The sequence below is a fragment of the Candidatus Nitronereus thalassa genome (assembly GCF_032191465.1).
In the GTDB taxonomy this organism is placed as follows: Bacteria; Nitrospirota; Nitrospiria; order Nitrospirales; family UBA8639; genus Nitronereus; species Nitronereus thalassa.
Window position 1 is genome coordinate 3,099,897 of sequence record NZ_JAQOUE010000001.1, and the last position, 25,571, is coordinate 3,125,467.

At 51.2% G+C, this 25,571-nt stretch carries 29 protein-coding genes; 24 read left to right on the forward strand and 5 right to left on the reverse strand.

All coding sequences use genetic code 11. The features are described from left to right. Window positions 1-82 precede the first annotated feature (82 nt). From PPG34_RS13940 to PPG34_RS13955, 4 genes are all read left to right on the forward strand, one after another. Window positions 83-583: a TadE family protein gene (locus tag PPG34_RS13940; protein WP_313834020.1), complete on the forward strand. Its 501-nt coding sequence runs from the start codon at window positions 83-85 to the stop codon at window positions 581-583. Continuing rightward, a complete protein-coding gene (locus PPG34_RS13945) occupies window positions 580-1,182 on the forward strand; it encodes a TadE/TadG family type IV pilus assembly protein (protein ID WP_313834021.1) in 603 nt (200 codons plus the stop codon). The genes PPG34_RS13940 and PPG34_RS13945 overlap by 4 nt, the downstream gene beginning before the upstream one ends. A gap of 16 nt (window positions 1,183-1,198) precedes the next feature. Beyond that, complete coding sequence (locus PPG34_RS13950) at window positions 1,199-2,572, forward strand: VWA domain-containing protein (RefSeq protein ID WP_313834022.1); 1,374 nt, start codon at window positions 1,199-1,201, stop codon at window positions 2,570-2,572. A 135-nt stretch (window positions 2,573-2,707) separates the two neighbouring features. Further along, entirely contained in the window at window positions 2,708-3,253 is a 546-nt protein-coding gene (locus PPG34_RS13955) for a hypothetical protein (RefSeq protein WP_313834023.1), read from the forward strand. A gap of 76 nt (window positions 3,254-3,329) precedes the next feature. Here PPG34_RS13955 and PPG34_RS13960 read toward each other — a convergent pair whose 3' ends face one another. Continuing rightward, a complete protein-coding gene (locus PPG34_RS13960) occupies window positions 3,330-4,409 on the reverse strand; it encodes a HEAT repeat domain-containing protein (RefSeq protein WP_313834024.1) in 1,080 nt (359 codons plus the stop codon). 226 nt (window positions 4,410-4,635) lie between these two features. Here PPG34_RS13960 and PPG34_RS13965 point away from each other — a divergent pair, with 226 nt between their 5' ends. Beyond that, a complete protein-coding gene (locus PPG34_RS13965) occupies window positions 4,636-4,983 on the forward strand; it encodes an STAS domain-containing protein (protein ID WP_313834025.1) in 348 nt (115 codons plus the stop codon). Then, the gene (locus PPG34_RS13970; RefSeq protein ID WP_313834026.1) at window positions 4,980-5,357 is read left to right on the forward strand and encodes a PilZ domain-containing protein; all 378 of its coding nucleotides are present in this window, start codon (window positions 4,980-4,982) and stop codon (window positions 5,355-5,357) included. The genes PPG34_RS13965 and PPG34_RS13970 overlap by 4 nt, the downstream gene beginning before the upstream one ends. Before the next feature lie 171 nt (window positions 5,358-5,528). Here PPG34_RS13970 and PPG34_RS13975 read toward each other — a convergent pair whose 3' ends face one another. The 3 genes from PPG34_RS13975 to PPG34_RS13985 form a co-directional block, all read right to left on the reverse strand. Next, window positions 5,529-5,990, reverse strand: a complete 462-nt coding sequence (locus PPG34_RS13975) for a RusA family crossover junction endodeoxyribonuclease (RefSeq protein ID WP_313834027.1) — start codon at window positions 5,988-5,990, stop codon at window positions 5,529-5,531. A 98-nt stretch (window positions 5,991-6,088) separates the two neighbouring features. Continuing rightward, window positions 6,089-6,529, reverse strand: a complete 441-nt coding sequence (locus PPG34_RS13980; RefSeq protein ID WP_313834028.1) for a division/cell wall cluster transcriptional repressor MraZ — start codon at window positions 6,527-6,529, stop codon at window positions 6,089-6,091. Between the two features lie 104 nt (window positions 6,530-6,633). Further along, a complete protein-coding gene (locus tag PPG34_RS13985) occupies window positions 6,634-7,371 on the reverse strand; it encodes a double zinc ribbon domain-containing protein (protein ID WP_313834029.1) in 738 nt (245 codons plus the stop codon). 212 nt (window positions 7,372-7,583) lie between these two features. Between PPG34_RS13985 and PPG34_RS13990 the strand changes: the two genes are divergently transcribed. After that, window positions 7,584-8,300, forward strand: a complete 717-nt coding sequence (locus PPG34_RS13990; protein ID WP_313834030.1) for an ABC transporter ATP-binding protein — start codon at window positions 7,584-7,586, stop codon at window positions 8,298-8,300. Next, window positions 8,297-9,223 (forward strand): dihydroorotate oxidase, encoded by a 927-nt coding sequence (locus tag PPG34_RS13995; RefSeq protein WP_313834031.1) that lies wholly within the window; start codon window positions 8,297-8,299, stop codon window positions 9,221-9,223. The genes PPG34_RS13990 and PPG34_RS13995 overlap by 4 nt, the downstream gene beginning before the upstream one ends. A gap of 48 nt (window positions 9,224-9,271) precedes the next feature. Here the strand turns inward: PPG34_RS13995 and PPG34_RS14000 are convergent, their stop codons facing one another. After that, a complete protein-coding gene (locus PPG34_RS14000) occupies window positions 9,272-9,556 on the reverse strand; it encodes a LuxR C-terminal-related transcriptional regulator (RefSeq protein ID WP_313834032.1) in 285 nt (94 codons plus the stop codon). Between the two features lie 88 nt (window positions 9,557-9,644). Here PPG34_RS14000 and PPG34_RS14005 point away from each other — a divergent pair, with 88 nt between their 5' ends. From PPG34_RS14005 to PPG34_RS14080, 16 genes are all read left to right on the forward strand, one after another. Next, window positions 9,645-12,218, forward strand: coding sequence for an FtsX-like permease family protein (locus PPG34_RS14005; protein ID WP_313834033.1), 2,574 nt, complete (start codon window positions 9,645-9,647; stop codon window positions 12,216-12,218). A gap of 123 nt (window positions 12,219-12,341) precedes the next feature. After that, entirely contained in the window at window positions 12,342-12,872 is a 531-nt protein-coding gene (locus tag PPG34_RS14010) for an ATPase (RefSeq protein WP_313834034.1), read from the forward strand. Continuing rightward, window positions 12,872-13,126, forward strand: a complete 255-nt coding sequence (locus PPG34_RS14015) for a hypothetical protein (RefSeq protein WP_313834035.1) — start codon at window positions 12,872-12,874, stop codon at window positions 13,124-13,126. The genes PPG34_RS14010 and PPG34_RS14015 overlap by 1 nt, the downstream gene beginning before the upstream one ends. Window positions 13,127-13,168: 42 nt before the next feature. Further along, window positions 13,169-13,384, forward strand: a complete 216-nt coding sequence (locus PPG34_RS14020) for a DUF2283 domain-containing protein (RefSeq protein ID WP_313834036.1) — start codon at window positions 13,169-13,171, stop codon at window positions 13,382-13,384. A 202-nt stretch (window positions 13,385-13,586) separates the two neighbouring features. Further along, entirely contained in the window at window positions 13,587-13,871 is a 285-nt protein-coding gene (locus tag PPG34_RS14025) for an FtsX-like permease family protein (RefSeq protein ID WP_313834037.1), read from the forward strand. A gap of 72 nt (window positions 13,872-13,943) precedes the next feature. After that, on the forward strand, window positions 13,944-14,168 hold the full coding sequence (locus PPG34_RS14030; protein WP_313834038.1) for a FitA-like ribbon-helix-helix domain-containing protein: 225 nt from the start codon (window positions 13,944-13,946) through the stop codon (window positions 14,166-14,168). A 13-nt stretch (window positions 14,169-14,181) separates the two neighbouring features. Continuing rightward, window positions 14,182-14,595, forward strand: a complete 414-nt coding sequence (locus tag PPG34_RS14035; protein ID WP_313834039.1) for a type II toxin-antitoxin system VapC family toxin — start codon at window positions 14,182-14,184, stop codon at window positions 14,593-14,595. A gap of 292 nt (window positions 14,596-14,887) precedes the next feature. Continuing rightward, window positions 14,888-17,386 carry a type I restriction-modification system subunit M gene (locus tag PPG34_RS14040; RefSeq protein ID WP_313834040.1) on the forward strand — a complete coding sequence of 833 codons (2,499 nt, stop codon included), beginning with the start codon at window positions 14,888-14,890 and terminating at the stop codon, window positions 17,384-17,386. Next, complete coding sequence (locus tag PPG34_RS14045; RefSeq protein ID WP_313834041.1) at window positions 17,377-18,699, forward strand: restriction endonuclease subunit S; 1,323 nt, start codon at window positions 17,377-17,379, stop codon at window positions 18,697-18,699. The genes PPG34_RS14040 and PPG34_RS14045 overlap by 10 nt, the downstream gene beginning before the upstream one ends. Then, entirely contained in the window at window positions 18,689-19,225 is a 537-nt protein-coding gene (locus PPG34_RS14050; RefSeq protein ID WP_313834042.1) for a hypothetical protein, read from the forward strand. Before PPG34_RS14045 ends, PPG34_RS14050 begins: the two co-directional genes overlap by 11 nt. Further along, window positions 19,218-20,099, forward strand: coding sequence for a hypothetical protein (locus tag PPG34_RS14055; RefSeq protein ID WP_313834043.1), 882 nt, complete (start codon window positions 19,218-19,220; stop codon window positions 20,097-20,099). Before PPG34_RS14050 ends, PPG34_RS14055 begins: the two co-directional genes overlap by 8 nt. Next, window positions 20,099-23,221, forward strand: coding sequence for a type I restriction endonuclease subunit R (locus PPG34_RS14060; RefSeq protein ID WP_313834044.1), 3,123 nt, complete (start codon window positions 20,099-20,101; stop codon window positions 23,219-23,221). Before PPG34_RS14055 ends, PPG34_RS14060 begins: the two co-directional genes overlap by 1 nt. Further along, window positions 23,221-23,937: a M48 family metallopeptidase gene (locus PPG34_RS14065; protein WP_313834045.1), complete on the forward strand. Its 717-nt coding sequence runs from the start codon at window positions 23,221-23,223 to the stop codon at window positions 23,935-23,937. Before PPG34_RS14060 ends, PPG34_RS14065 begins: the two co-directional genes overlap by 1 nt. 230 nt (window positions 23,938-24,167) lie before the next feature. Continuing rightward, entirely contained in the window at window positions 24,168-24,617 is a 450-nt protein-coding gene (locus tag PPG34_RS14070) for a gamma-glutamylcyclotransferase family protein (RefSeq protein ID WP_313834046.1), read from the forward strand. A 357-nt stretch (window positions 24,618-24,974) separates the two neighbouring features. Continuing rightward, the gene (locus tag PPG34_RS14075) at window positions 24,975-25,310 is read left to right on the forward strand and encodes a DUF6883 domain-containing protein (RefSeq protein ID WP_313834047.1); all 336 of its coding nucleotides are present in this window, start codon (window positions 24,975-24,977) and stop codon (window positions 25,308-25,310) included. Between the two features lie 11 nt (window positions 25,311-25,321). Beyond that, window positions 25,322-25,552: a DUF4926 domain-containing protein gene (locus PPG34_RS14080; RefSeq protein WP_313834048.1), complete on the forward strand. Its 231-nt coding sequence runs from the start codon at window positions 25,322-25,324 to the stop codon at window positions 25,550-25,552. Window positions 25,553-25,571: the final 19 nt, after the last annotated feature.

The window sequence follows — 25,571 nt, forward strand, 5'->3', positions numbered from 1 at the left end:
TCGCGAATTTCGGTAGGGTGCCCGAAGTCAGGAGCGGGAATAAAATTTCCTATCTTTTATCGAGAAGTGGAGCGAAAGCTTAATGGGTCGTCAAGGAAACAGTAGGTTCGATGGTGGTCAATCCACCATAGAGATGGCTTTGTTGCTCTTGCCGTTTTTGCTCATGGTGTTAGCCGTGATTGAGTTTGGTTGGTACTTTCTGCATCAACATACCCTGCAGTTTGCCACACGAGAGGGGATGAGGCTGGCGCTGGTCGGTGAGCAGCTCCAAGACAGCCAAGGGAAACTGCTGACTCGAGAGGCATCCATCATTCAGACCGTGAAGGATTACGCATCAGGAGTGATGGAAGGTGAACACCTTCAGGTGTGGATCTTTCAGGTGACGAGTACCTACGATGATCCCCATGGGTGGGAGACACAGGCGCCAGTGGCTGGGGAACCTGGACAATATATGCGAGTCAAAGTGCGGCATGAACATCGTTTTGTGACCGAATTGATTGCCGGATTTTTCCCCAATAAGTCCACCTTCCCGATGTGGGCTGAGGGTACCTTTCGCAATGAATTGTTCGATCCAGTGTCATGAAAATTTCTCGACTACAGCAACAGGAAGGATTGGCCACTTTGGAGTTTTCCATGATGGCCACCGTGTTGCTGACCTTGGCCTGGGCGGTAATCGAATTTGGTTCTTTGCTTCAGGCTCAGGCGGTGGTGACAAACGTGACCAGGGAAGGGGGCTCTCTGGCATCAAGGGATCTGAAGACTGGGCCTGAATTGTTTTTGTTGCTCGAACGGTCAAGTTCCCCATTGGAGTTTGAACAACATCCTCATCAATTCAAAATGTTCCTCGCACGTGTCCAAGCGGGTATTTCATCAGAATCTCCAGATCCCACATGTACCGTGTATGAGCACGGAGCTTTAAACAGTCCTAACGTCGTGTCCCCAGCGACTCACCCGCATTGCGGTCTCACTCCGGCATTATATGAGTGGTTGCAATTTAAAGAGCAGGCACAGGCTTCCGCGGTTCCTCAGTTAACCGTCGTCAGTGTGTATTATGCGCATCAGCCCTTGACGCCTCTCGATGGGTTCCTCTCGCTGAAAGAAAATGGTGGTCTGTTAACTGTGGATCTCGACCAAGATTCAGTGAAGGATTCTATCCTTATCCAGAGTCAGGCTATTTTTTAGTCGGTAGGTTTCCTCTATGTCTAGCCGAATTCCCTTTACTCAGTCAGCTCTCACGAACCAACGAGGAAATTTTCTTGTGATGGCGTCTCTGACTCTGACCATGGTCATTGGGTTTGTCGTGTTAGGAGTCGAAGTGGGGCGTTGGTATGTGGTACGGGCCGAACTCTCAAAATCAGTGGATGCGATTGCGTTGTTGGGGGCTCAACATTTGTCCAACCCTCATTTGAGCCTACCAGTACTTGTGCAAGAAATGGGGAGGGCAAATTTTCAGCCAGGGTTTTTGGGCACAGATGGCCCAGCGGTGTTTGCCGAAGAGGTTCAATCTGATGGAACGATTCAGGTCACAGGCTACACCTCGGTCATCAACATGATGGCCTCAGTGCTTGAAACTCCAAAAAACAAAGGCGCGTACAAAAGGCAAACGGTTGGATCATTAGGAGTGGCACAACAGCAGCCTGTGGAAATTGTCCTAATCCTAGATCGCTCGGCTTCCATGAGTTCAACATTTAATCCCCTAAATCCCGCGTCTCGATTTTCTCAACCCCCTATCGAAGATCTGAAAATAGCAGCCATCAACTTTTTAGAATTTTTTACCGCCACTCAAGAGACTGATCAAATGGCCTTGATCACCTTTGGAACGAATGTGAAGGTGGATGTTTCCATGGGGTCTGATTTTGTCGGGCCGATGTCGGATGTCATTTATGAATTGGAAGCGAATGGCTCGACGAATACAGAGGATGCATTGCATCAAGCCTCCGGCCCTGCAGGGTTTTCAGAATATCTCACGACTCCAGCCGAGCACCGAGCACAGCAATATGTGGTGTTGTTTTCCGATGGGTCCCCGACGGCGTTTCGTGCACCAGAGGCTTACCCCTTTATGAGAGAAGGACAGACGATCGATGATGCGGTTGTGACAACGAGGTCGAGCAATACCACGACCTTGTTCGATGCCGACACTGGGGAACCACTCGGAATCTATCAGTACCAAATGGGAGATGGCGAGACTCTTGGAATGACCCAATGTGCAACCGGGAGCCCAGCTGTCGCCTATCTGACCACGAAATGGGGCGTGTTGGAAGATCCGGTGTATGGGATTCACAGCTACGAACCCATAGCCAACGTCGATCCTGAAGCTTGTGCAGGTGTCATCCCTGTAATGTTGGGGAGCTATGTGCAACATACCGCTCGGCAAATGGCTATAGATCGCGCGCAAGCGCTGAAAGATCGAGGGGTGAGGATTTATATTGTTGGATTGGGGGCAATCGATCAAGCTTTTTTGTCTGAGGTCGCCAGCGGAAAAGATTTCGAATTTTATACTTCAGATCCAACTGGGCTCACCCAGATTTTTCAGCAGATCGCGACAAATATTAAACTTCGATTGGTTCGGTAAAAGGGGTTCTTGCCGATTTGAATACGTATCCCTCGTATGAGGAATTGCAATGGACTTGGTGTTTTCGATACCGTTGACATTGGAAGTTGGCCCTAGGTGAGGTCCCCCGTTCACGGCATTTGAAAGGTCAGTAAAGTGTTGAATGTTGGACGTTATGTCATCGTCATGGCCCTAGTCGGAATGTTGTTGCCATTGAGCAATACATCGGCCGCTACAGTGAGTGAAAGGGAGTCGCTCCGAGGATTGTCGGGGATTGTGTTGAAGCCGATGGTGTTCGTTTCGACTCCAACCAACGTCCATGAAGAATTGCCCTTGTCTGATCTGACGAGAGAAATAGAAAGTCAATTCCGAAAATCGGGAATGCTTCTCGACGAACAGGTGTCGGATGGGTCAACCGAGCGGCCGTATTTGGAAATTCAAGGAGCAGTCACACAGATTGCGGCGAATTATTATGCCTACACGATTGTCATGGAGTTGCATCAAGAAGTTTTTCTGATGCGCAACGCCAGTCGTCCTTTGGTCGTGACCTGGAGTGAGGGAACGTTATCGACCGGAGATATTCAAAAGTTTCAGGACCGCATTCGATTGCTCGTCAGCATGTTTATCCAGGATTTCCAAACGATGAATGAATCTCGTTCTCCATCCCGGCCTCTTTCCTTGAGACCTTCTGGCGCCACATAAAGATATTATTGTTGTCCCGGACAATTACTCTCCACCATTGACAATTTTACCCACCAATTGACTTCAGGGCACTCAATCACTCGGAATGGGGATTGGGGCTGATTTGCCATAAACTCATATCAATCGCTTCCCGAAGTTCTTGCATGCGTGGATCATTCGATCGAGAGGTCCACGTCTTGACGCCAAGCGTTTTCAGAGGACCAACTGATCGTTGATCAGGTATTTTCCCAAGGGTTTTGACAATTTCAGTCTGAACCTGAAGATCGATCGTTGGGGAATCCACCATCGCAAGCAAGGGTGGGAGAATGGTCATGTCACCGCTTCGAGTGCCAATCTCACCTAAAGCATGCGCGGCGAGGGCTTTGATTTCATCGGAATCCGAATGTTGGAGGAGGTCCAAAAGAATCGGAGTGGCGGCGGTTCCCATAAAGCCCATCGCTTGCGTGGCATCCGGTGCGAGATCTTTTTGTGCCATGGTGGTTTGCAACGCCTGCAGCATCGGGGGACCAGGCGCTTTTTTTGCAAGCTTGAGAATCGTGTGTTTGGTGGCCAGACTACTGTCAGGTGAAGTCAACAATGAGGCCAAACGATCAGCCTGTTTCCACTCGGACAAAAGTTCGAGGGCAAAATCGTCGTCTTTGAGCACATCGGTGAGTTGTTCCAATGCATAGAGCCCGGAGTCCTTGTGTCCATTGGTTTGGGCAGCTTCCCACGAATCTTCAAATGTGGTGCGAACCTCCTGCCGCCAGGGTCCGACCTGACCTTCAATGCTGTAGGAAAACTGACAAGCCGGCCCTTTCCAATGCCGAGAGGGGCTGCCGGGTTGATCCGCATCCCCACCGATTTTGGTCATAGCCACGATGGACCGGCGCTCCTCGCATTTCACCTTGAGCACGGCATCATGCGGTTGGGTTGGTGAATCGACCACCGTGAGTCCAAAGGATTTCACGCGATCAGAGATTGCACGATGAATCGTCTCGCTATTTGCTCGCCCTTTTTCAGTAAGGGCGAGAGTGTGGATGTGAATCGTTTGAGCGGTTTTTAAGCGTTCTATTTGTTCAGGTGTGTGCGCGTTGCGTCGCGCGAAGGGTTCCGGGGGGTTCACCGCCGATAACAAGGTGAAAACGAGCAAAAGATACGGCAACACAATCCTCATGTGTAATGTACTCCCTTTGGATGATGATAATAGGCAAGATCTTCATGATTTGGGGAGCATGAAAATATGCTCTAAATTCAATGTACCATAGTTGAATGTTTTTACGCAGCCCGCGTCAGGCCATGAGTCCTCGAGGTGTGAGGACCAACAAGTGTCAAGTGTTTGAAAGAAAGCACCGAAACAATGGAGAAAGCAGACAAATAAGATTCTCAGAGGGATACCATGTATGGTGATTTCTGAACAACAGGTGAACAATGAAGTCATCATTGAGACGATCGTCGGACGGTTCGATCAGAATGCTCGACAAGAATATAAGTGGCGAATGGATTTAGCCATCAACGCCGGATATCGCCATGTCATTTTGGATGTCACGGAGGTGACCTTTATTGATAGTGCGGCCCTGGGATGGCTGGTGCTCTCTCAACGAAAATTAAATCGGGTACAGGGAAGAATGAGTCTGATTGTGCAGGACGGGATTGTGCGGGATATTCTGAATATTACGGAGGTGGGGGATTGGATCCCTGTCTTTCGCACCCAACAAGAAGCCCTCAAGGCTAAGTGGGAGAAATCATGAAAAGTGAACGACGAAAAACTCCACGCGTTGAGACTCTTTCCGAGAAGTTTCCTTCCGCAGAAGTTCGAGCGAGCCATAATCAGTCCATCGTGGCCAAATGCCTCAACCTTAGCCGTCATGGGGCCCTTTTGGAATTAGATCGTCGTGGAACAGTCCGTTTTCGTGTTGATGAGCAAGTGTCAGTGAAGCTCCGTCTTCCGCAAGACGTCGTGTGGGTGGCAGGAATCGTTCGCCATTGTTATGGCTCAAGGCTCGGAGTATTTTTCCCTGCCGGAGTAGGAAAGGCACTGAACAGTCCCACTCATATTTCTCGCAAAGCCAGTCAGTTGGCAACCCACCGTCGCGCACCCCAAGAAATTCTTCAAGCGTTATAGTCTCGCGTTTCAATTCTCGCCATTCTCAGGCACTCAATCTTTTTGAGTTTCCTGCAATTTCCCTTTCTGTGTTGCCATAGTGTGGCAATTGACCACAAATGAAAATCTACGACAAGGCTAGGTGAATTATCTGCTTGGGTGTTTCTGAGGAAGATTACGGCCCTGGTCGATTTACGATCGAGTTCGCCGATTGGAAGTCGGGCGGTGGGCCTGCCGTTTGCGTGAGGACATGGGGGGCGCGGGGGTAGTGGTCGACAATGAACAATCAAGTCGAGGGGCTTCTCGATCCAACAATTTGAATAAGTGAATTTCCGCGATGCGATTGTCGTTGATGCCCATGGCTTCGCACACGGCATCCTGGGCGATTTTCAGCCCGCCGTCCAAGTCTCGTCTCAACAACGAGGGAAAATAAAATTGGAGCGACAGCGCGAGGTAGTGGGATTGGGCAGAGTGAAGAAAAGTGGCACGATGTGGCGATTGCGCTAGGGCGCTGAGCAACAGTTGTGCGATGGAAGATTTATATCGACGCCCGGTGGAAGACAGCACGCGTCGGCCATTCACGGTGGCATATTGAGTGTTAATGCTAGGAGGCAGCGGCAAGGAAAAAACAAACCGAGTTGGTGTGACCTTCACCGAAGTATTCGGGATACCTGAAAGGGCTGACGTGAGAAGCGAAGAACGTGTGCGCTGACGTGAGGATCGGAAGGAGGGGGCCGCCACGGGCTATTGAATCAAAGCATGTTCAGCATTTTGCCGAGATTGTTTTCAAATTCCTCATCATGCTGGATGAGATACCGTCGCCATTCCGAGGGATTCCAAATCTCCAATTTGTGATACATCCCCACCAAAACCACTTCGAGATCGTCTTCAATGGGAATGGTTTTTCGGAGTCGGCCCGGGATGAGAATGCGCCCGGTTTTGTCGATATCCGAGGATGCTGCTTCCGACACCACAAAGTGCATGAACAGGCGACTTTGGTTTTCGTCAAACGTCTCTTTGGCTTTGGCCAGAACCGTTTCCCATTGTTTGACGGAATAGGCGGATAAGGGTTGTTCCTGGCCTTTCACAAAAATAATGCGCTCGCCTTCGGCTTCCAACTGTTCGCGAAGCGGGCTAGGAAGGATGAAGCGACCCTTCTCGTCTAACTTGCAATGGTACTGGCCAGCAAACATGGAGTAGTCAATCCCGATGTGAAAATGATTCGCGACTGCGCAATAGTCAAAACCAGGTTAGGAAAATTACCTAGTAATGTCAAGTAATACTTTTAGTTTCACTGCTAGACCATTCGCGCCAATGTTTCCACGAACACGTCGGCTGCTCCAGCTTTGCGAAGGGTTTTCGCGCATTCATTGATCGTTGTCCCCGTCGTATAAACATCATCCACCAGCAATACCTGTTTCCCGGACACGACCTCTGGGCGAGTGACGGCAAAAGACTTTCGCAAGTTCTTGAGTCTTGCGGCTCGCTTCAATGTGGTTTGCGGAACGGTAGGGTGCGTGCGGACCAAAATATTCCACATCACCGGTAGGCCGAGACAATGACTCAAGCGTTCGGCCAATAAGAGGGATTGATTGTATTCCCGCTCTCTCAGTCGTGTCGGGTGGAGGGGCACGGCGATAATCCCATCAATACTTTGCGGCAAATCCCAAGCGGAAGCCATGAGTTGCGCGAGTGGTTTCGCGAGTCGAACTTTGCCGTGATATTTGAATTGACTGATGGCATCCTTCAGAACACCCTGATAGGCGTAGGGCGTGCACGCCTTGGTAAAAGCGGGTGGGCGTTGCCGACATCGCCCACAAAGGTGCTGAGGGCTGTGAGTGAGTGTGGATGCCGAGGAAAACGGAAGATGGCAGCGGGGGCATTTGGGCTCAGGTAAAACAGAAATAGTTCCCCAGCAAGGCTCGCAAAAATAGGGAATCGCATTATCCAACAGCGCTTCGCCACAACTGAGACAAGGAGTGGGAAAAAGCGTATGAAGCACACGATGCAACAGTCGAGCAGAAGTCACCGTCATGCGGATTCGAGCCTCGAGGAAAGGATGTACACGACTCTAGGAAAAGGCCTTCAGGCCGTCAAGTCCAGGACATCAGGGTGGCAGTATCCCAAGAAACACGAAGGCCAAAGGGCCCAACATTTGGACCCTGTACTAACGGTATGATATAGGAAGGATTGTCTACCCATCGATGAAGGTTTCCAGGAAATCACCACCATTGGGATTGAGCGAGCGTGATTAAATTAGAACGCGTGTGTAAGGAATACCGGCGGGGAACCGTGGTCATCCGGGCTCTCGACGAGGCCACGATTAACATTGGCGACGGCGAGTTCTGTGCTGTGATGGGACCCAGCGGAAGCGGAAAAAGCACTCTATTAAACGTGATAGCCGGGTTGGATACCATCTCATCCGGAGAAATTTTTCTGGATGGCCAGCCGGTCCGGGGAAGTTCAGATGCAGAATGGACGAGGCGACGGCGGGAATGGATGGGCATGGTGTTTCAGTCCTTTCATTTAGTACCGGGATTGACCGCTTCGGAAAATGTGGGGCTGCCCCTTCAGTTCAACGGACAATCCTCGACATTCATTCGTCAACGAGTAAAGGAAGTCTTGGAGATGGTGGGTCTTGGGCATCGGCAGAACCATCGACCAAGCGAATTATCAGGTGGAGAACAGCAACGGGTGGCCATTGCCCGAGCCGTGGTGCATCGGCCTCGGGTGCTTTTGGCCGACGAGCCAACGGGCAATCTCGACTCTCACCAGGGAGCGGAAATCGTGGAATTGCTGCATCGCATTGCCAAAGCTGCCGGACAGACGGTCATTCTCGTGACGCATTCGGAAGCCGCCGCACGGGTCGGAGATACCCTGTATGCGTTACAAGATGGGCAACTCAAACCTAAAAGTTTACCGCAACTCGCCACCATTGGTGGATCAAGGATGGAGTCCTCATGAACCTTTCGACCACCATTGCCGGAGTGACGTTCCCCACATGTTTAATGAATGCCGCGGGGGCCTGTTGCGTGACCCAAGAGGAATTGGAGGCGTTGGGCGAATCGCATGCCGGCGCGATCGTGACCAAGTCCATGACCCCGCAACCGCGTGAAGGCAATCCCGGACCGCGGTATGTCAGCTTTCCCGGTGGTTCGATCAACTCCATGGGCCTGCCGAATTTAGGGTATCCGGCCTACGCCAAATTAATTCCAGAACTACGCCGGTTCAAGAAACCCGTCGTGGCGAGTGTGGCGGGTTTAAGTCCTCAAGATTTTATCGAGGCGGCCAAGGCTATCGAATTGGCGAAACCCGACCTTGTCGAAGTGAACCTGTCCTGTCCTAATATCCCAGGGAAACCCCAGATTGGATATGATATGGAGGCGTCGCGGCAGTTGTTGCTCGAACTCCAGGATATATTCACCATTCCCATGGGCGTGAAACTGCCACCCTATTTCGACCCCATCCATCATGAAGCCATGGCGCGTGTGCTGGAAAAAGTGAAGGTATCATTTCTCTCCCTCATCAACTCAGTAGGCAACGGGCTGGTCGTAGACCCCGAGTCGGAAACTGTGGTGATCAAGCCCAAAGGCGGGTTTGGCGGGATGGGTGGCACCATTATTAAACCCGTGGCACTGGCCAACGTGCGTGCCTTTTGGAAACTCTTTCAGGGTCAAATGCCCATAATTGGGACAGGCGGGGTCGTGACGGGCACGGATGTCTTCGAGCATCTGTTGTGTGGCGCGTCTGCGGTTCAAATCGGCACCACGCTGGTGGATGAAGGACTCACGGCGTTCGACCGTATTGAGAAAGAGTTGTCGGAGGTCCTAAATAAAAAAGGGTATGCGTCGGTGGAAGCCTGTCGAGGGAAGCTGAAAGAGTTGTGAGTCAGTTTCGGGTGGACTCAAAAGACGAGGCGGAAATAATCGGAGAAATTAGGATTTACTGGGAACAGAATTTTTGGGAATGAGGCGTAAGAGCAAACCTTGACGAAGCAGTTGAGCGACATTGCGTACCCGCAGGCGACGCATTAAATTAAAGCGATGTACTTCCACCGTCCGCACACTGATATCGAGTTGTTCACCGATTTCTCGATTGGTATGCCCTAAGGCAACGAGTCTGAGGATTTCTTTTTGACGAGCCGTTAACGAAAACGCGTCATCCTTCTTTTCACGTACCGCACCCTTCACATCTTGGGTTTTCAATTTTGCTTTCGCCATGAATGAAGCCTGGAAGAATGAATGCGCAAATAAGAAAGATCATATGTACCAAAATTAGACCCCCCCACTCAACCCTCACTATTCATGCATGTTTTATTCCATCCTGACATTGGCAATTCACCATTTGTGGAGCCGTCCCCTGCGAACGGGGTTGACCGTGTTCGGGGTGGGAATCGGGGTCTCAGCGGCGATCGCGATGTCGGTGGCGAATGAGGAAGTCTTCCGGTCATTCGAAACAACCGTCACTAGTGTAGTAGGGACAGCGACCATTCACATCACCGCCACAGAAGGATTACTCGACGAACTGGTCGTGATCCCGGTTCGAAAACATCAGGCCGTAGAGTCAGCGAGTCCGGTGATCAATCTTTCAGCAAAAGTGTTGCTGTCTGAAAACAATCCGCAATCATTTCGAATTCAAGCCGTCGATGTTCTCGAATGGCTCAGCGCCGACACGCTAGAATTTTCTTCCACAGACGCCGAGGATTCGTCACTGGATTATTTGCTGAATCCCGATGTGCTCTTTCTTCATCAAGACACAGCCGAGCGACTCAATCTGAACGTCGGAGATTCGCTCAATTTGGAAGTAGGGAGCCGTCGCTACGAAGTGACATTAGGAGGAGTGTTTGTGGCGACCAATCCCGGGCAAACCTGGGACTCCTTTGCCATCATGGACATTGCTGCCGCGCAAATGTTGTTTGACCTGGTGGGATTTGTAGACAGGTACGACCTCAAAACCCAACACCATGCGCCCGTCCAAGAGATCATCCAAGATTTACAGCGCACCCTGGGCCCCACCATCTCCGTCGGCCGCCCCGCCCAGCGCAATCAACAAGTCGAGCGCATGCTCAGATCGTTTCAGCTCAATCTCACCACCCTCAGCATGGTCGGGCTATTCGTGGGAGTGTTCCTCGTTTACAACGCCGTGGGCTTTTCGGTGGTCCAATATCGGCGGGAAATCGGCATCCTGCGGGCATTGGGCATGTACCGCCGACAGATTGCATGGTTGTTTTTAGGCGAGGCCGCAGTCGTTGGTCTGTTGGGTGGAGCCGGGGGAACCGCCTTGGGTGTGGTGTTCGCCAAACTCTTGGTGGTGTTAGAAAGCGAAACCGTGTCGGAATTGTATACCTCAGTACCGGTAGGGGCGGTTGAGATGACGCCTGCCTTGATGGCGGGCGGTTGTGTCCTGGGATTAGGGCTCGCAATCCTGGGAGCCCTTGGCCCTTGTTGGGAAGCCAGCCACACCGAGCCGGCTCGGGCTCTGGCCCCGGGCCAGTATGAAGACACACGGCAAAACCGTTATGGACTCTTTACGAGTCTCGCGGTGGCGCTGTTTCTGGTGGCGTTCGGGCTGTCGATGTTGCCCCCCGTCGATGGCATTCCGGTGTATGGATATGCCGCGGCCTTTTGCCTGTTGCTCGCCTGTACCTGTTTAGCGCCGCTATGCATTCAGGCCCTTCGGGGAATCATGAGCCTTCCATTCAAATCTGCACTGGGCTTGTCCGCGCATCTGGCCGCGGATCAGATTATTCGCACGCCGGGACGAAATAGCATGACCCTCTCCGCCCTCATGGTGGGCATTGCCATCATGGTAGGCGTGGGTGTGATGGTCCAAAGCTTTCGCACCACCGTGGAAACCTGGATCGATCAAACGATGATGGCCGACTTATTAATCACGCCCCAATTAGATGTGTTGGAAGCCAGTCAGGCGGGAAAGGAGGCGCATTTTCCGGAAGAAATTCTCAAAGCCGCATCAGCCCTGCCGGGAGTGGTGGCCGTCGACCCGTATCGCCAGGTCCGCATTCAAGTAGGAGAGACCACCGTCATTCTCGTGGCCAGAGATTTCCGGGTTCATGCCGATCGGAGCCAGTATTTGTTTGTTGGTGGCGACTCGGATACGCGCCTGCAAGAAGCCCTAAAACAGAATGGCGTCATCGTGTCCGAGGTGTTGGCGAGACGATTAAACGTCGAAGTCGGCGAGTCGTTACAGTTACCGACGAGCCAAGGGTCCCACGGCTTTCCGGTTGTGGGGATCTTCTACGACTATGCCACGGATGGCGGAAAAGTCGTCATGGATCGGGCGCTGTACGAAGAGCATTGGGGAGATGCCTCGGCGTCGGTATTAGCCATCTACAAAGATCCGCAGACAACATCTAATGAACTTCGAACGCAACTGAACTCCGCCCTGACTCCGCTCATGCCCATCACCATTATCGGCAATCAAGAGCTTCGCGAAGAGATTCTCGAAATTTTTGATCGTACGTTTCGAGTGACGCATGGCTTGGAATTGATCGCCGTGCTCGTGGGGTTGCTGGGTATCGCCAATACCTTGCTTACCGCCATCGTAGAACGCCAACGAGAGTTCGCTACGTTCCGTGCGCTCGGCGCAGGCGTGCGACAGATTCAAGGCATGGTATTTTGGGAGTCACTCATCCTCGGCGCCATCGGCGCCATCCTGGGTTTGCTGGCAGGACTGCTGTTGGCTGCTTTGCTCATCTTCGTCATCAACAAACAATCCTTCGGCTGGACCATCCAATTCGTCGTCTCCCCCAGCATCCTGCTCGGAGCCGTGACCGTTGCAGCCCTAGCCGCCATTGCCGCCGCCTACCTCCCAGCCCGCTGGGTCACCAAAGGGGTCATCGCTGAGGGATTGAGGTATGAATAAAATGAGAAAGTAGTCATTCCCGACATTATTAATCGGGAATCCATCCATTCCTTATGTTCTGATCTTTCTTTTTGTTCAATGGTTGGTTAGCATGCAGTTGTCCAAGTGGACACAAAGTCACCAATGGCAAAATCCCAGAAGAAAAAAATCCTGATCCTTGCTGGACCAAACGGTGCAGGCAAAACCACCTTCGCGCGGGAGTTTCTGCCTCAAGAAGCTGAATGCCTAAGGTTCATGAACGTCGATCTTATTGCAGAAGGTCTTTCCCCATTTAACCCAGACGTTGCAGCCTTCCAAGCAGGACGCCTCATGGTTCAAGAGATGGTAACACTCGTCAGGCGTCGCGAAAGTTTTGCGTTTGAGACCACCCTCAGTGGATTGCGATATGCTCGACTCATCCCCCAATGGAGAAAGAAAGGGTATTTCATTAAACTGATATTCCTGAAACTTCCAAACCCGGAAATGGCCATCGCGCGGGTAGCCGCCCGGGTGGCCCAAGGCGGACACAATGTGGCGGAAAACGTGATTCGAAGAAGGTTTAAGGCAGGTTGGCGAAATTTCCAAGGCACCTATCAACCCCTTGTCGATTCATGGATTCTGTATGATAATGCCGGAGATGTTCCACGATATGTCGACTCAGGAGGAACCCGATAATGGCAGGGAAACAGGTATCCATCAAAGATCCAGATCTTGCCAAAGTGGGTATAGCCTTAAAACGTGCCGCGTTAAAAGCCAGAAAATTAGGCTTTGCTACAAACACGCCAGTGTATGTGTATCGAAACGGGAAAATTATCGATATTGTGGCAGAACACCGAAAAACTCGAACATCAAAAAAGGTGAGCGCTAACGGTGGGGTCGGCAAGAAAACCCATCGAAGTCAAAAAGCCCTACGCGATAAGAACCGATAAAATTCCCATTACTTTCGCCTTCTTCCATCGTGGATATAAACCATGAAACTGAACTATTATGCTGAGACGGACTCTCTCTACATCGATCTGACCGAAAACCAAGGCGTAGAAAGCCGGGAAGTGTCTGAAGGGATAATCTTGGATTATGACGCCGAGGGTAATCTGGTAGGCATTGACATCGACAATGTCAGCCGAAAAGTCAAACTCGAGGAATTAACATTAAACAAACTCCCCGCCTCAGTTCATGCCATAGCCTAATAACGTCTGTATTCAGACTGATGTAAGCGACCATCAGAGGCGTGCATCCTTTCCTCAAAAAACGTTTCCGACATTCATAATCGGGAATCTATCTATTCAATTTTTCCCCTTTTTCTTGATCAATTCCCCATCGATTGTATGTTCCAGTTGCGTGACGAGAAGTTGGCCAACTTGAAATCACAAATTGTGACGTATAGTTGGAATGGGCGCAGGCGTGCGACAGATTCAAGGCATGGTGTTCTGGGAATCCTTGATCCTCGGTGCCATCGGCGCCGTCCTGGGCTTACTGGCAGGACTGCTGTTGGCTGCCTTGCTCATCTTCGTGATCAACAAACAATCCTTCGGCTGGACCATCCAATTCGTCGTGTCTCCAAGCACCTTGCTCGGAGCCGTCACCGTCGCAGGCCTAGCCGCCATCGCCGCCGCCTACCTCCCCGCCCGCTGGGTGACGAAGGGGGTGATTGCTGAAGGTTTGCGATATGAGTAATGTGTAGAGGTCAAAGCATCTTGCCCTTTTGCTAGCATAACTCAAATAGTTTTAAAGCGATGAGGTAAAGCCATGAGCACGCTCACAATTCGAAAAATTCCAGAAGCCATCCTTGAACGACTCAAAGCTGCTGCCAGTCGAAAGGATCATTCCATGGAGCAGGAAGTGCGTGAACTGCTCAAAAAAAAGTATGCCACCACTCCAGAGATAGCCGCGCGGATTCGGAAGCGGTGGAAGGACCTGCCTAAGACCACCCCTGCAAAAGTCAAAACCTGGCGACAAGTCGGTCGGCCCTAGGGAAGGCTAATCGATGGTTGTGGACACAATGGTCTTTGCCTACGCGCTGCTTGGTGTCCCACGCTTTCGTGATGAATCTCTTGCAGTGCTCACCCAAGTTGACAGTGTTCTTGTTCCTGACAGCTTCCGAGCCGAACTCGTAAATGTTGTATGGCAATGGATTCGAGAACATCAGCAAACCCTTGAAGTGGGAATGGATGTGTTGACGGATGCGGATGCCCTCATCACCTATGCGGCGCCTGCAGACGAACTATGGGAGCGTGCATTGGAATTGTCTGTCGAAGCCAATCATCCAGCCTATGACACCCTATGTGTAGCATTGGCTGAGAGGGAAAATACCGGCCTCATCACCTACGACACAAAACTGCGCAAAAAGTTTCAGAATCAAACGATCTCACCATCGGATTTCCTCAGCAATCTGTCTTGATATGGATGGTTCGAAAGCCATGTGAAATAGCCGCCTACCTCCCCGCCCGCTGGGTGACGAAGGGGATGATTGCTGAAGGGTTGAGGTATGAGTGAACAAAGAGTCCGTCATTCCCGATGTGTTAATCGGGAAACCATCTTTGTAACTTTTTTCTATATTTTCTGGCTTGTCTAGTCGGAAATTTGAACGGGAAATAATCTCCTAATAATATTGCTTTTCTTCAAATTATAAGATTGTTTTCACCAACCAAGCAGACCTATACTATTCCCTATAGTTTAGGTACATTTCGCCCATGGCTCTAAAAAAATCCGAACTTTATTCATCTCTCTGGCAAAGCTGCGATGAACTGCGTGGTGGGATGGATGCTAGCCAATACAAGGATTACGTCCTTGTTCTGCTCTTCATCAAATACGTCAGCGACAAGTACGCTGGCATCCCCTATGCCCCGATTACCATCCCCAATGGCGCATCTTTCAAGGACATGGTTGCGCTCAAAGGCAAGCCCGACATCGGTGATCAGATCAACAAGAAAATCATCGCTCCGCTGGCCAACGCCAACAAACTGTCGGACATGCCGGACTTCAATGACCCCAACAAGCTGGGCAGCGGCGATGAGATGGTCAAGAAACTCACCAATCTCATCGCCATCTTTGAGAACAAGGCGCTCGATTTCTCGAAGAACCGCGCCGAGGGCGACGACATTCTGGGCGATGCCTATGAATACCTCATGCGCCACTTCGCTACGCAGAGTGGCAAGAGCAAAGGGCAGTTTTACACCCCGGCGGAAGTCAGCCGAATCATCGCGCAAATCATCGGCATCCATGAGGCAAAGACGACCAGTGCCACCACCGTCTATGACCCCGCCTGTGGTTCGGGTTCACTGCTCCTGAAGGTGGGAGACGAGGCCGGCACGTCGGTTACCCTGTACGGACAGGAAAAGGACGCTGCCACCAGTGGCCTCGCGCGGATGAACATGATCCTGCACAACAACCCCACGGCCCTCATTGTGCAGGGCAACACATTGGCCGATCCAAAGTTTAAGGAGGGCGATACACTCAAGACTTTCGACTACGTCATCGCCAATCCGCCATTTTCCGACAAACGCTGGAGCACTGGCATCGACCCGCTCAATGACCCGTACAACCGCTTCCAGCCCTTCGGCACGCCACCTGGCAAGCAGGGCGATTACGCGTATCTGCTCCACATCGTCCGCTCGCTCAAGAGCCAAGGCAAAGGCGCGTGTATCCTGCCGCATGGCGTCCTCTTCCGCGGCCATGCCGAGGCGGACATCCGACGCAATCTGATTCGCAAGGGGTACATTCAAGGCATCATCGGCCTGCCAGCCAACCTGTTCTTCGGCACAGGCATCCCCGCTTGCATCGTTGTCGTAAACAAACAAGATGCCCACACCCGCAAGGGAATCTTTATGATCGATGCCAGCGCAGGCTTCATGAAGGACGGCCCCAAAAACCGCCTCCGCGCCCAAGACATTCATAAAATTGTGGATGTCTTCAACAAGCGTCAAGAAGTGCCTAAATACTCTCGCATGGTTAGTGTGGAAGAGATCGAAAAAAATGAGTTCAACCTCAACCTTCCCCGCTATATCGATAGTCAGACGCCCGAGGATCTTCAAGACATCGAGGGCCACCTGAAAGGCGGCATTCCCGTCGCCGATGTCGACGCCCTTCAGCGTTACTGGGAAGTCTGCCCCAATCTTCAACAAGTGCTCTTCAAGGCCAACCGTCCCGGCTATCTCGATCTCACTGTAGACAAGGCCGCCATCAAGCCCACCATCTACGAGCACCCGGAGTTCGCCACTTTCATCACGGACATGAACCGCCACTTCGCCACCTGGCGCAAGAAGAGCGCCAAAAGGCTAAAGGCTTTGCAGGCCGGATGCCATCCCAAGGAAATCATCTTTGGACTCTCCGAGGACTTACTCGCGCATTACAGGGGCAAGCCGCTCATGAACCATTACGATGTGTATCAACATCTCATGGACTATTGGTCTGATACCATGCAGGACGACTGCTACCTCATCGCCGCCGAGGGCTGGAAGGCCGAGACCTCCCGCATCATCGAGACCAAGAAAGGGAAGGATGGCAAACCCGGCAAGCAGGTGGACAAGGGTTGGGCCTGCGATCTCATCCCAAAGCCACTCATCGTCGCACGGTACTTCCCCAAAGAACAGAAAGCCATCGACCAACTCACGGTCGAATTGGAAAACACGACCGCTCAAATCACCGAACTGGAAGAGGAGCACGGCGGCGAAGAAGGAGTGTTTGCCGAGCTGGAGAAAATCAACAAAGCCACAGTCACGGCTCGCCTCAAAGAACTCCGGGCCGAATCCGAGCATGTCGAGTCTCAGCGCAAAACCATTGAAGGCAAAACCGCCGTCTTGAAAGCCGCGGAAGATTCCCCCCTCTATGGAAACGAGGAAAAATCCGAGGCTGATATTTTAAACGAATGGCTCACCCTCAATAGCCAAGAGTCGGATCTCAAACGAAAAATTAAAGACGCCGAGACTGCGCTGGATGCCAAAGCCTACGCGCAGTATCCCAAGCTCACCGAAGATGAAATCAAAACCCTGGTCGTGGATGATAAATGGCTGGCGACCCTGGAGAAAGACATCCACGGCGAGATGGACCGAATCAGCCAGGTCCTCACCCAGCGTGTGAAGGAACTGGCCGAATGGTATGAAACCCCGATGCCGCAAATGGTCGATCGAGTTGTGGAATTGGAGGGAAGGGTGAAGGGCCACCTGGAGAAGATGGGGTTTGCATGGAAGTGAAATCCGGCTACAAGCAGACCGAGGTGGGGGTGATTCCGGAAGATTGGGACGTAAAAACTATTGACGAAATATGCTTCTATCAAAATGGAACTGCTCTAGAGCACTATTTTAATAATAGCGATGGCCACCTCGTAATTTCCATTGGGAACTATTCCTCATCTGGGAAATTTGTGGAGACAGGAAATTATATCTACAAAATTCATTCAATAAAACTGAAGAAATTCCTTCTAAGGAAAAATGAATTGGCGATGTTATTGAACGATAAAACATCGGTTGGAACAATTATCGGCAGAGTGCTTCTAATAGACCAGGATGACACCTATATTTTTAATCAGCGCACAATGAGGTTAGCAAGTAAAGGGGCAGCAACCCCGGCTTATTTATATTTTCAAATTAATAGTGATTTAACTCATAAGAGAATAGTGAGTCTTGCCAAGCCAGGCACACAAATTTATGTAAATACACGCGATATTACTGAACTAAACATCCCCCTTCCCCCCACCAAAGACGAACAAGAAGCCATTGCCGAGGCGTTGAGCGATGCGGATGCCCTCATCGAATCCCTGGAGCAACTCCTCAACAAAAAATGCCACCTTAAACAAGGCGCCATGCAGGAACTCCTCACCGGCAAAAAGCGCCTGCCGGGCTTTAAGGAAAAATGGGGAGAGAAAACCTTTGATGAAATATTCGATTTCTACCCCACCGCCACCAATTCCCGCAATGATCTCAATCCGGAAGGCGATACGTTCTACATTCACTATGGAGATATTCACACACGGTTTCACAATCACTTGGACTTTAGTCGTGATCTCCCTCCAAAAATCGAGCGCCAATGCTGCAAGAACGCGGCCTTGCTACGGAATGGAGACTGGATCATGGTAGATGCCTCCGAAGATTTCGACGGCATCGCTAAAGCAGTTGAGGTCACCGGTTTGAACGCGGGGACTGCGGCAGTTTCTGGTCTACACACTTTTTTACTTCGAGAGAAAGTGCCGATATTTGCCTTAGGTTTTAAAGGTCATTTGCGAAATCTCCATTCACTCCAACAGCAGCTTCTTCGGGTAGCTACCGGCATGAAGGTATTCGGGGTTTCTAAAACGGCACTAAGAAATCTCTTTTTGCCTGTTCCACCACCTGAAGAACAAACCGCCATCGCTGCCATCCTGAGCGACATGGACGCGGAGATCGCCGCGCTGGAAGCGAAGCTCGCCAAAGCCCGCCAGCTCAAGCAGGGCATGATGCAGGAACTCCTTACCGGAAGGATACGGCTGGTCCAAAGGGACCAGGAAGTGAGTAAAAAAAATGCTGAATAAATTTGCGAAGTTTCTGCTCGTGGCCACATCGCTGTCGCCGGTGCTGGGTGCGGTTGCCGTCAATCAATTTGGGCTCGGGAGACCGTGGACGAACTGGTTCCCCTGGCTAGTAGGGGCACTGCTGTTGGTGTTCATTTGTTGGCTGTTGCTTCAATACGCGGCAGGCAATGCGCAAAAACACCAATTCCGGATAGAACAATTTGAAAGTAACGACAAGGAAGTGCTCGCCTTCTTATTGGCATACCTGCTTCCTTTTATATCCGCCAAGGATATGGCTTTTGAAGGCCAATTGATGACCGGCGCCTATATCTTTTTAATCATTTGCCTGGTGATTGCGCACGCCGGTGCATTTCATTTCAACCCGGTCATGGGGCTTTTGGGCTATCACTTCTATGGTGTAAAGAACAGTGATGGCGTCTCTCAGCTACTCATCAGCAAGGCAGAACTTCGTCGAACCGGAAAAGAGGTGGAGACCGTCCGGCTTGCTCATAATATCTACCTGCACACGGGAGGCGGGGATGCTTGAGAATTTCCAACTTGCGGCCATTGTAAAAGCAGGCGGACAGATGGGGTTATACCAAATACCCCTTCACCAGGCTTTACAGAAAACACTCGCGAAAAACTGGCAGACGCAATACGAATCCTTCACGAACAATATTCACGAAATTGATTTCGACGCAGGATATGACCCCGAGGAGCATGAGCGCTTCCGTTTGGAGGAGTACGAGCTGCCTGATTGGCTCAGCGGTGAGAACAGCCTGACTGCCCCCGACCTTGATTCAATCAGTAAACATGAAGACCTCATCGAGTCCATCAAGGGCATAGTAGCATTCGCGCGTAATGACAAGGGTGAAGAACTAATGCTATTCCAGAACTTCAGCCGCTCGCATGTGATCAAGCCCGGTCGCTCTCTGTTTCTGCAAAACAACACCTACGAAAGTGCGGAACGGCCGGGACTTACCCTTGGTGGGAAATTAAGTGCCTTGTATCTTTCCAGTCAACATAAATTATTGTTTCATAACTTTCGTATTGCCAACACCTTTCTCCCACTTGCTGACTTTTACCAAGAGGCGTCTGAACATGAGATTCGAGAGGTCCTGGAGCACCATCGTTTAGCACCAGACAATCCAGATGCGGTGGTCGCGGATGCCAATCAGTGGTTTCGCAAACGTTTTGCCATGCTCAAAGATTCCAAGATTCTGGATAAGTATTCTGCGAAAAAGATTAAGTCTCTTTCACAAGGTTACGAAGTCGATGTCCAGCTCAAGGGCAACAAGATCATATTTCCCGCAGATAAAACAGCCGCCAAGCGCCTGCTTCAGTTCCTGAATGAAGAGCTCTACCGTGGCCCCATTACGGAAACACTCTACGAAACCAACTCAAAACGGGAAGCTGACTAATGAACGATGTTGGCCAACCGGAGCGTGCCACGCAGAACAGGGTCATTGCCTTGTTTCGCGAGGAGTTAGGCTACCGCTATCTTGGCGATTGGACCGACCGCGACGATAACAGCAATATTGAAGAAGGGTTGCTCACCGACTACCTGACCAAAAGCGGCTATACCCCTGCACAGATCAGCAAGGCCATCTATGATTTACGCACCGAAGCGGATAACCATAGTCGGGGTCTCTATGGTAACAATCAGAAGGTTTATAGCCTACTGCGGTACGGGGTGGACGTGAAGATTGAGGCGGGAAAGGTGACAGATAAAGTTCATCTCATTAATTGGGACGAACCTACGAAAAACGACTTTGCTATCGCCGAGGAAGTGACGCTCAAGGGCAACCATGAGCGGCGGCCTGACATTGTACTGTATATCAACGGAATAGCTGTCGGCTTATTGGAGTTGAAAAACAGTCGCGTGTCGATTGGTGACGGCATTCGGCAAAGCCTGTCCAACCAACTCCCTGAGTTCAATGAATGGTTTTTTAGCACCATACAGTTCATCTTCGCGGGTAACGATTCCGAGGGCCTGCAATACGGCACCATCGGAACCCCGGAAAAGTATTTCCTCAAGTGGAAGGAAGACGAAGAGGACAACACACGCTTCAAGCTGGACAAGTATTTGCTCAAGATGTGCGCGAAAGAGCGACTGATCGAGGTGATGCACGACTTCGTGCTCTTTGATGGCGGCGTGAAGAAGCTGCCGCGTGCGCACCAGTATTTTGGCGTCAAGGCTGCGCAGCAGCATGCGCACCAAAGAAAGGGCGGCATCATCTGGCATACGCAGGGCAGCGGAAAAAGTATTGTGATGGTGTTGCTGGCCAAATGGATTCTTGAAAACAAGCCCAATGCTCGCGTGGCTATCCTCACTGACCGGGACGAACTGGATAAACAGATCGAGCGGGTCTTCACTGATGCTGGCGTAGTCATCGAGCGCACTAGCAGTGGGCGCGACCTGATGAACCAACTCGGCCAGGCTACGCCGCGATTGCTCTGCTCTCTCATCCACAAGTTCGGGCAGAAGGATGTGAATGATTTCGACGCCTTCATCAAGGAGTTGGAGGCCCAGCCCAGCCAGACGGTGGGCGAGGTGTTTGTCTTTGTGGACGAGTGCCACCGTACGCAGAGCGGCAGGCTGCACCGCGTCATGAAGGCGATGATGCCCAATGCCGTTTTTATCGGCTTCACCGGCACGCCGCTGCTGAAGAAGGACAAACAGACCAGTCTTGAAGTCTTTGGCGGCTACATCCACACCTATAAGTTTAGCGAAGGGGTCGAGGACGGGGTTGTGCTGGATCTCGTCTATGAGGCGCGAGACATCGATCAGCGCCTTGGCTCTGTAGACAAGATCGATGCCTGGTTCGAGGCTAAGACTAAGGGGCTCAACGATTGGCAGAAGGCGGAGTTAAAAACACAATGGGGTACGATGCAGAACGTGCTCAGTTCCAAGTCGCGTATGGATCGGGTGCTAAGCGACATCGTGTTTGACTTTAGCGTGAAGCCCCGCCTGTCCAGTGAACGCGGCAACGCCATTCTGGTGGCCTCGAGTATTTATGAGGCATGCAAGTATTTCAGCCTGTTCCAGAAGACGCCCTTCAAGGGCAAGTGCGCAGTGGTGACCTCCTACAACCCCCAGACGAGGGACGTGACGCTTGAGGAGACCGGCGCGAACACCGAGACCGACAAGCAGTTCATTTTCAACACCTACACCGCGCTGCTGAAAGATGTTGAAGCCAAACCAGGAATGACTAAGACGGAGACTTACGAGGAATGGGCGAAGAATCTGTTCACCAAGGAACCGTCGAATATGAAATTGCTCGTCGTGGTGGATAAGCTGCTCACTGGTTTCGACGCTCCTCCTTGCACCTATCTCTATATCGACAAGTCCATGCAAGACCACGGCTTGTTTCAGGCCATCTGTCGTGTAAACCGGCTCGACGGTGAGGACAAGGATTTCGGTTACATCGTGGATTATAAGGACCTGTTTAAGAAGGTCGAGAATGCCATCGCCGTCTATACTTCTGAGCTGGATCACAGCGCGGGAGGTGTTGATCCTGAGGTGCTGTTGCAGGACCGCCTCAAGAAGGGGAAGGAACGGCTCGACAATGCGCTGGAGGCTCTTCCCCTCCTGTGCGAACCAGTGGAGCCACCCAAGGGCGAGTTCGAGCACATCAGATACTTTTGCGGTAATACCGAGATCGCTACCGACTTAAAGCAACGGGAGCCGCAACGCGCCGCGCTTTACAAGGCGACGGTGGCACTTGTGCGCGCATATGCGAATATTTCCGACGAACTGGAGGCCGCCGGATATAGCGGAGCCGACATTACACGGATTAAAGAGCAGCTCAAGCGTTACCTGGATCTCCGCGACATTATCCGCAAGGCTAGTGGAGAGACCCTCGACCTCAAAGCCTACGAGGCCGACATGCGACACCTCATCGACACCTACATCGAGGCGGACGAGCCAAGAAAGATTTCTCCCTTCGACAACATGGGTTTGCTGGAGCTAATCGTGAAGACTGGCATTGCCAATGCCATCGCCACGCAGTTGGGTGGGTTGAAAGGCAACAAGAATGCCGTTGCCGAGACCATTGAGAACAACGTCCGCCGAAAAATCATCAAGGAGCATCTGAACGATCCGGCGTATTATGACAAGATGTCCGCATTGCTGAACGAGATTATTGCAGCGCGCAGATCGAAAGCCATCGCCTATGAAGAATACTTGAGACGTATTGCCGAACTGGCGAACAGAGTAGAGGCCGGGCAGGCAGAGGATATGCCCGACGAGTTAAATACGCCGGGACGCCGGGCTCTCTATAACAATCTCAAGCCAGAGACCATTGACGGCGGCGCAAGTGTGGGCGCTGAGTCTATGGCTTCCTATGGGAACGCAACAAATGATGATGTGCTGAAACTCGCGGTCAAGATTGATGAAACCGTCAAGAGCACTCGTCCCGACGGCTGGCGCGGCGTGCAGGCCCGCGAACGCGTCATCAAGGCTGCCTTGTATGGAATCTTGAAGAACGAGGCTGAAGTCGAGCGCATCTTCCTCATCATCAAGCAGCAAAAGGAATATTGATGGTCACGCAAATCAAGCTTGGTGACATTGCCGTGGATGTGGTGAAGAAGGACATCAAGAACATTCACTTGAGTGTCCACCCTCCAACGGGAAAAGTGCGGATTTCTGCGCCGCTCCGAATGGATATCGATAACATCCGTGTGTTTGCCATCACCAAACTCGACTGGATCAAAAACCAGCAACAAAAGCTGTGCGAACAGGCCCGTGAAACTCCACGTGAGTATCTCAACCGCGAAAGCCATTATGTTTGGGGAAAGCGCTATCTCCTCACAGTCTTTGAGGATGCCCAATTATCCTCCGTTGAATTGAAACACCAACAGATGCTTTTGCACGTTCGTCCGGGTACTGATGTGCACAAGAAGCAGGCTTTGGTAGAGGATTGGTATCGTGCCCAGCTTAAGCAAGCAGTGCACCCATTGATCGAAAAATGGGAACCGCTTATCGGAGTAAAGGTGAAACAGTTTTTTGTGCAGCGTATGAAAACCAAGTGGGGCAGTTGCAACTCGGCCGCACATAGTATTCGCCTCAACACTGACCTCGCCAAGAAACCCCAGGAATGTCTGGAATACATCGTAGTTCACGAAATGGTTCACATACTTGAGCCGACGCACAACGCGCGTTTCCTTGGGCTCATGGACCAGTTCATGCCCAAGTGGCAGTTTTATCGAGAGATGCTCAATTGCCTCCCGGTTCGGCATGAAAATTGGGGATATTGAAGCAGGCAAAGAAGGAAAACGTACGTTTTTAAATCATTCTCCTGAGTTGGCTCCGGGCCAGTTCACCATAGTTCCGCGCACAAGCAAGAAAGGTATTGGTCACTTTTGCCGAAAAAAAGTGCTTCGTCGCGCGGGAACGAAACCCCGCATATGATTTTGATTTAAAGTTAAGCCGTACAGGCGAAAGACTTTACCACCACCACAAACCCCACATCCTCTTTTGAATGATCATGAAGCTCTATTTTTCTTATGGGTCCAATCTTGATCTTGCCGCTATGCAGGATCGGTGTCCTCAGGCCAAAGTCCTTACCCCTGGCTGTCTTAGGGGATTTCAGCTTGCGTTCACTTGGTATTCCAATGGATGGTCTTGCGGTGTCGCTGACGTGGTGGAGAACGCGCAAGGCGAGGTTTGGGGATTAGTGTATTCCATTACGAATGGTGATCTTGCGGCGCTTGATCGGTATGAAGGGTATCCTCGTTGCTACGGACGTTCCCTTACCACCATTGCCTCCAAAGATGCTACATTGGAAAACGTGTGGGTGTACACCGTCCAAGAAAAGTCTGATTTTATTGCGCCCTCTCAAAGTTATATGGAGATCATCAAGCGTGCCTGCGTGGACCACAATTTTCCAGATTCCTATGCCCGAATGCTTGATCAGGTGCCGGTCTTCGAAGGGTGAGATCTTTATTCTCGGGGAACCCTAAAAGGGGCGGGGGTCTGTTGTTAGGGCTTTTCGATCGGATAGAACCGGTGTACAATTGAGTCCATGTCTACCAATCCGTCGTCATCGCCAACCCGTCCCCCCGTCGTCCCAGTGCTTTGAGTGAACGTTTGCCTCAGGAGAAACTTGATGAGGCTCGAGCCTTGTCTCCCGCACAGCGTTTACTCCTTGCCCTTCAACTTTCTGATACTTGCCTTGAGTTACAGCGCTCGTGTTCGACCAAGCGCTAACCACTATCACTCGCCGTTTGGATGAAGCTAAAGCCCAAGGCTTTTTGAAATACACTCGTCGACATCTGGTCTTGGTGTAACCTGAATGAACATACCCAATGAAGAACATGCCATCGTCGAACGCGAAAAGGTGCTGGATTATCTACTTAATGTCGGTCATCCGGATGGATTTGGGAAGGCGGAGTTTATTATTGCTCAGGGTTTCAAACGCGAGAATTGGGAGATATTGGCCGATGCCTTACGGGAATTATTACGCAATTCTCCTACAACAAAAAGCATGACATCCATCCACGGGAAGAAGTATATTGTAGATGGTGCCTTACAGTCGCCCTCCGGGAAGACAGCCAATGTGCGAACAATTTGGATTCTTGACACCCAGGAAGATGTACCTCGTTTGGTGACCGCATACCCGAAAGACTAGGAGCCATTACGATGATCAAAGAACATGACCGAATTGTGTTAGCCGATGACGTTTCTTCTGAAGGCTTGGTGGCAGGAGATGTTGGGACGGTGGTTCATGTCTATCGTGATGGTGAAGCCTACGAAGTCGAATTTAGCACGCTGGAAGGCAAAACAGCCGCAGTGGTTACGTTAGAATCTTCTAAGGTTCGTCCTATCGGTAAACGTGAAATCACGCACGCTCGCGAGCTTGCATCCCGCTAGCTTGTTTTAACTATCCCGT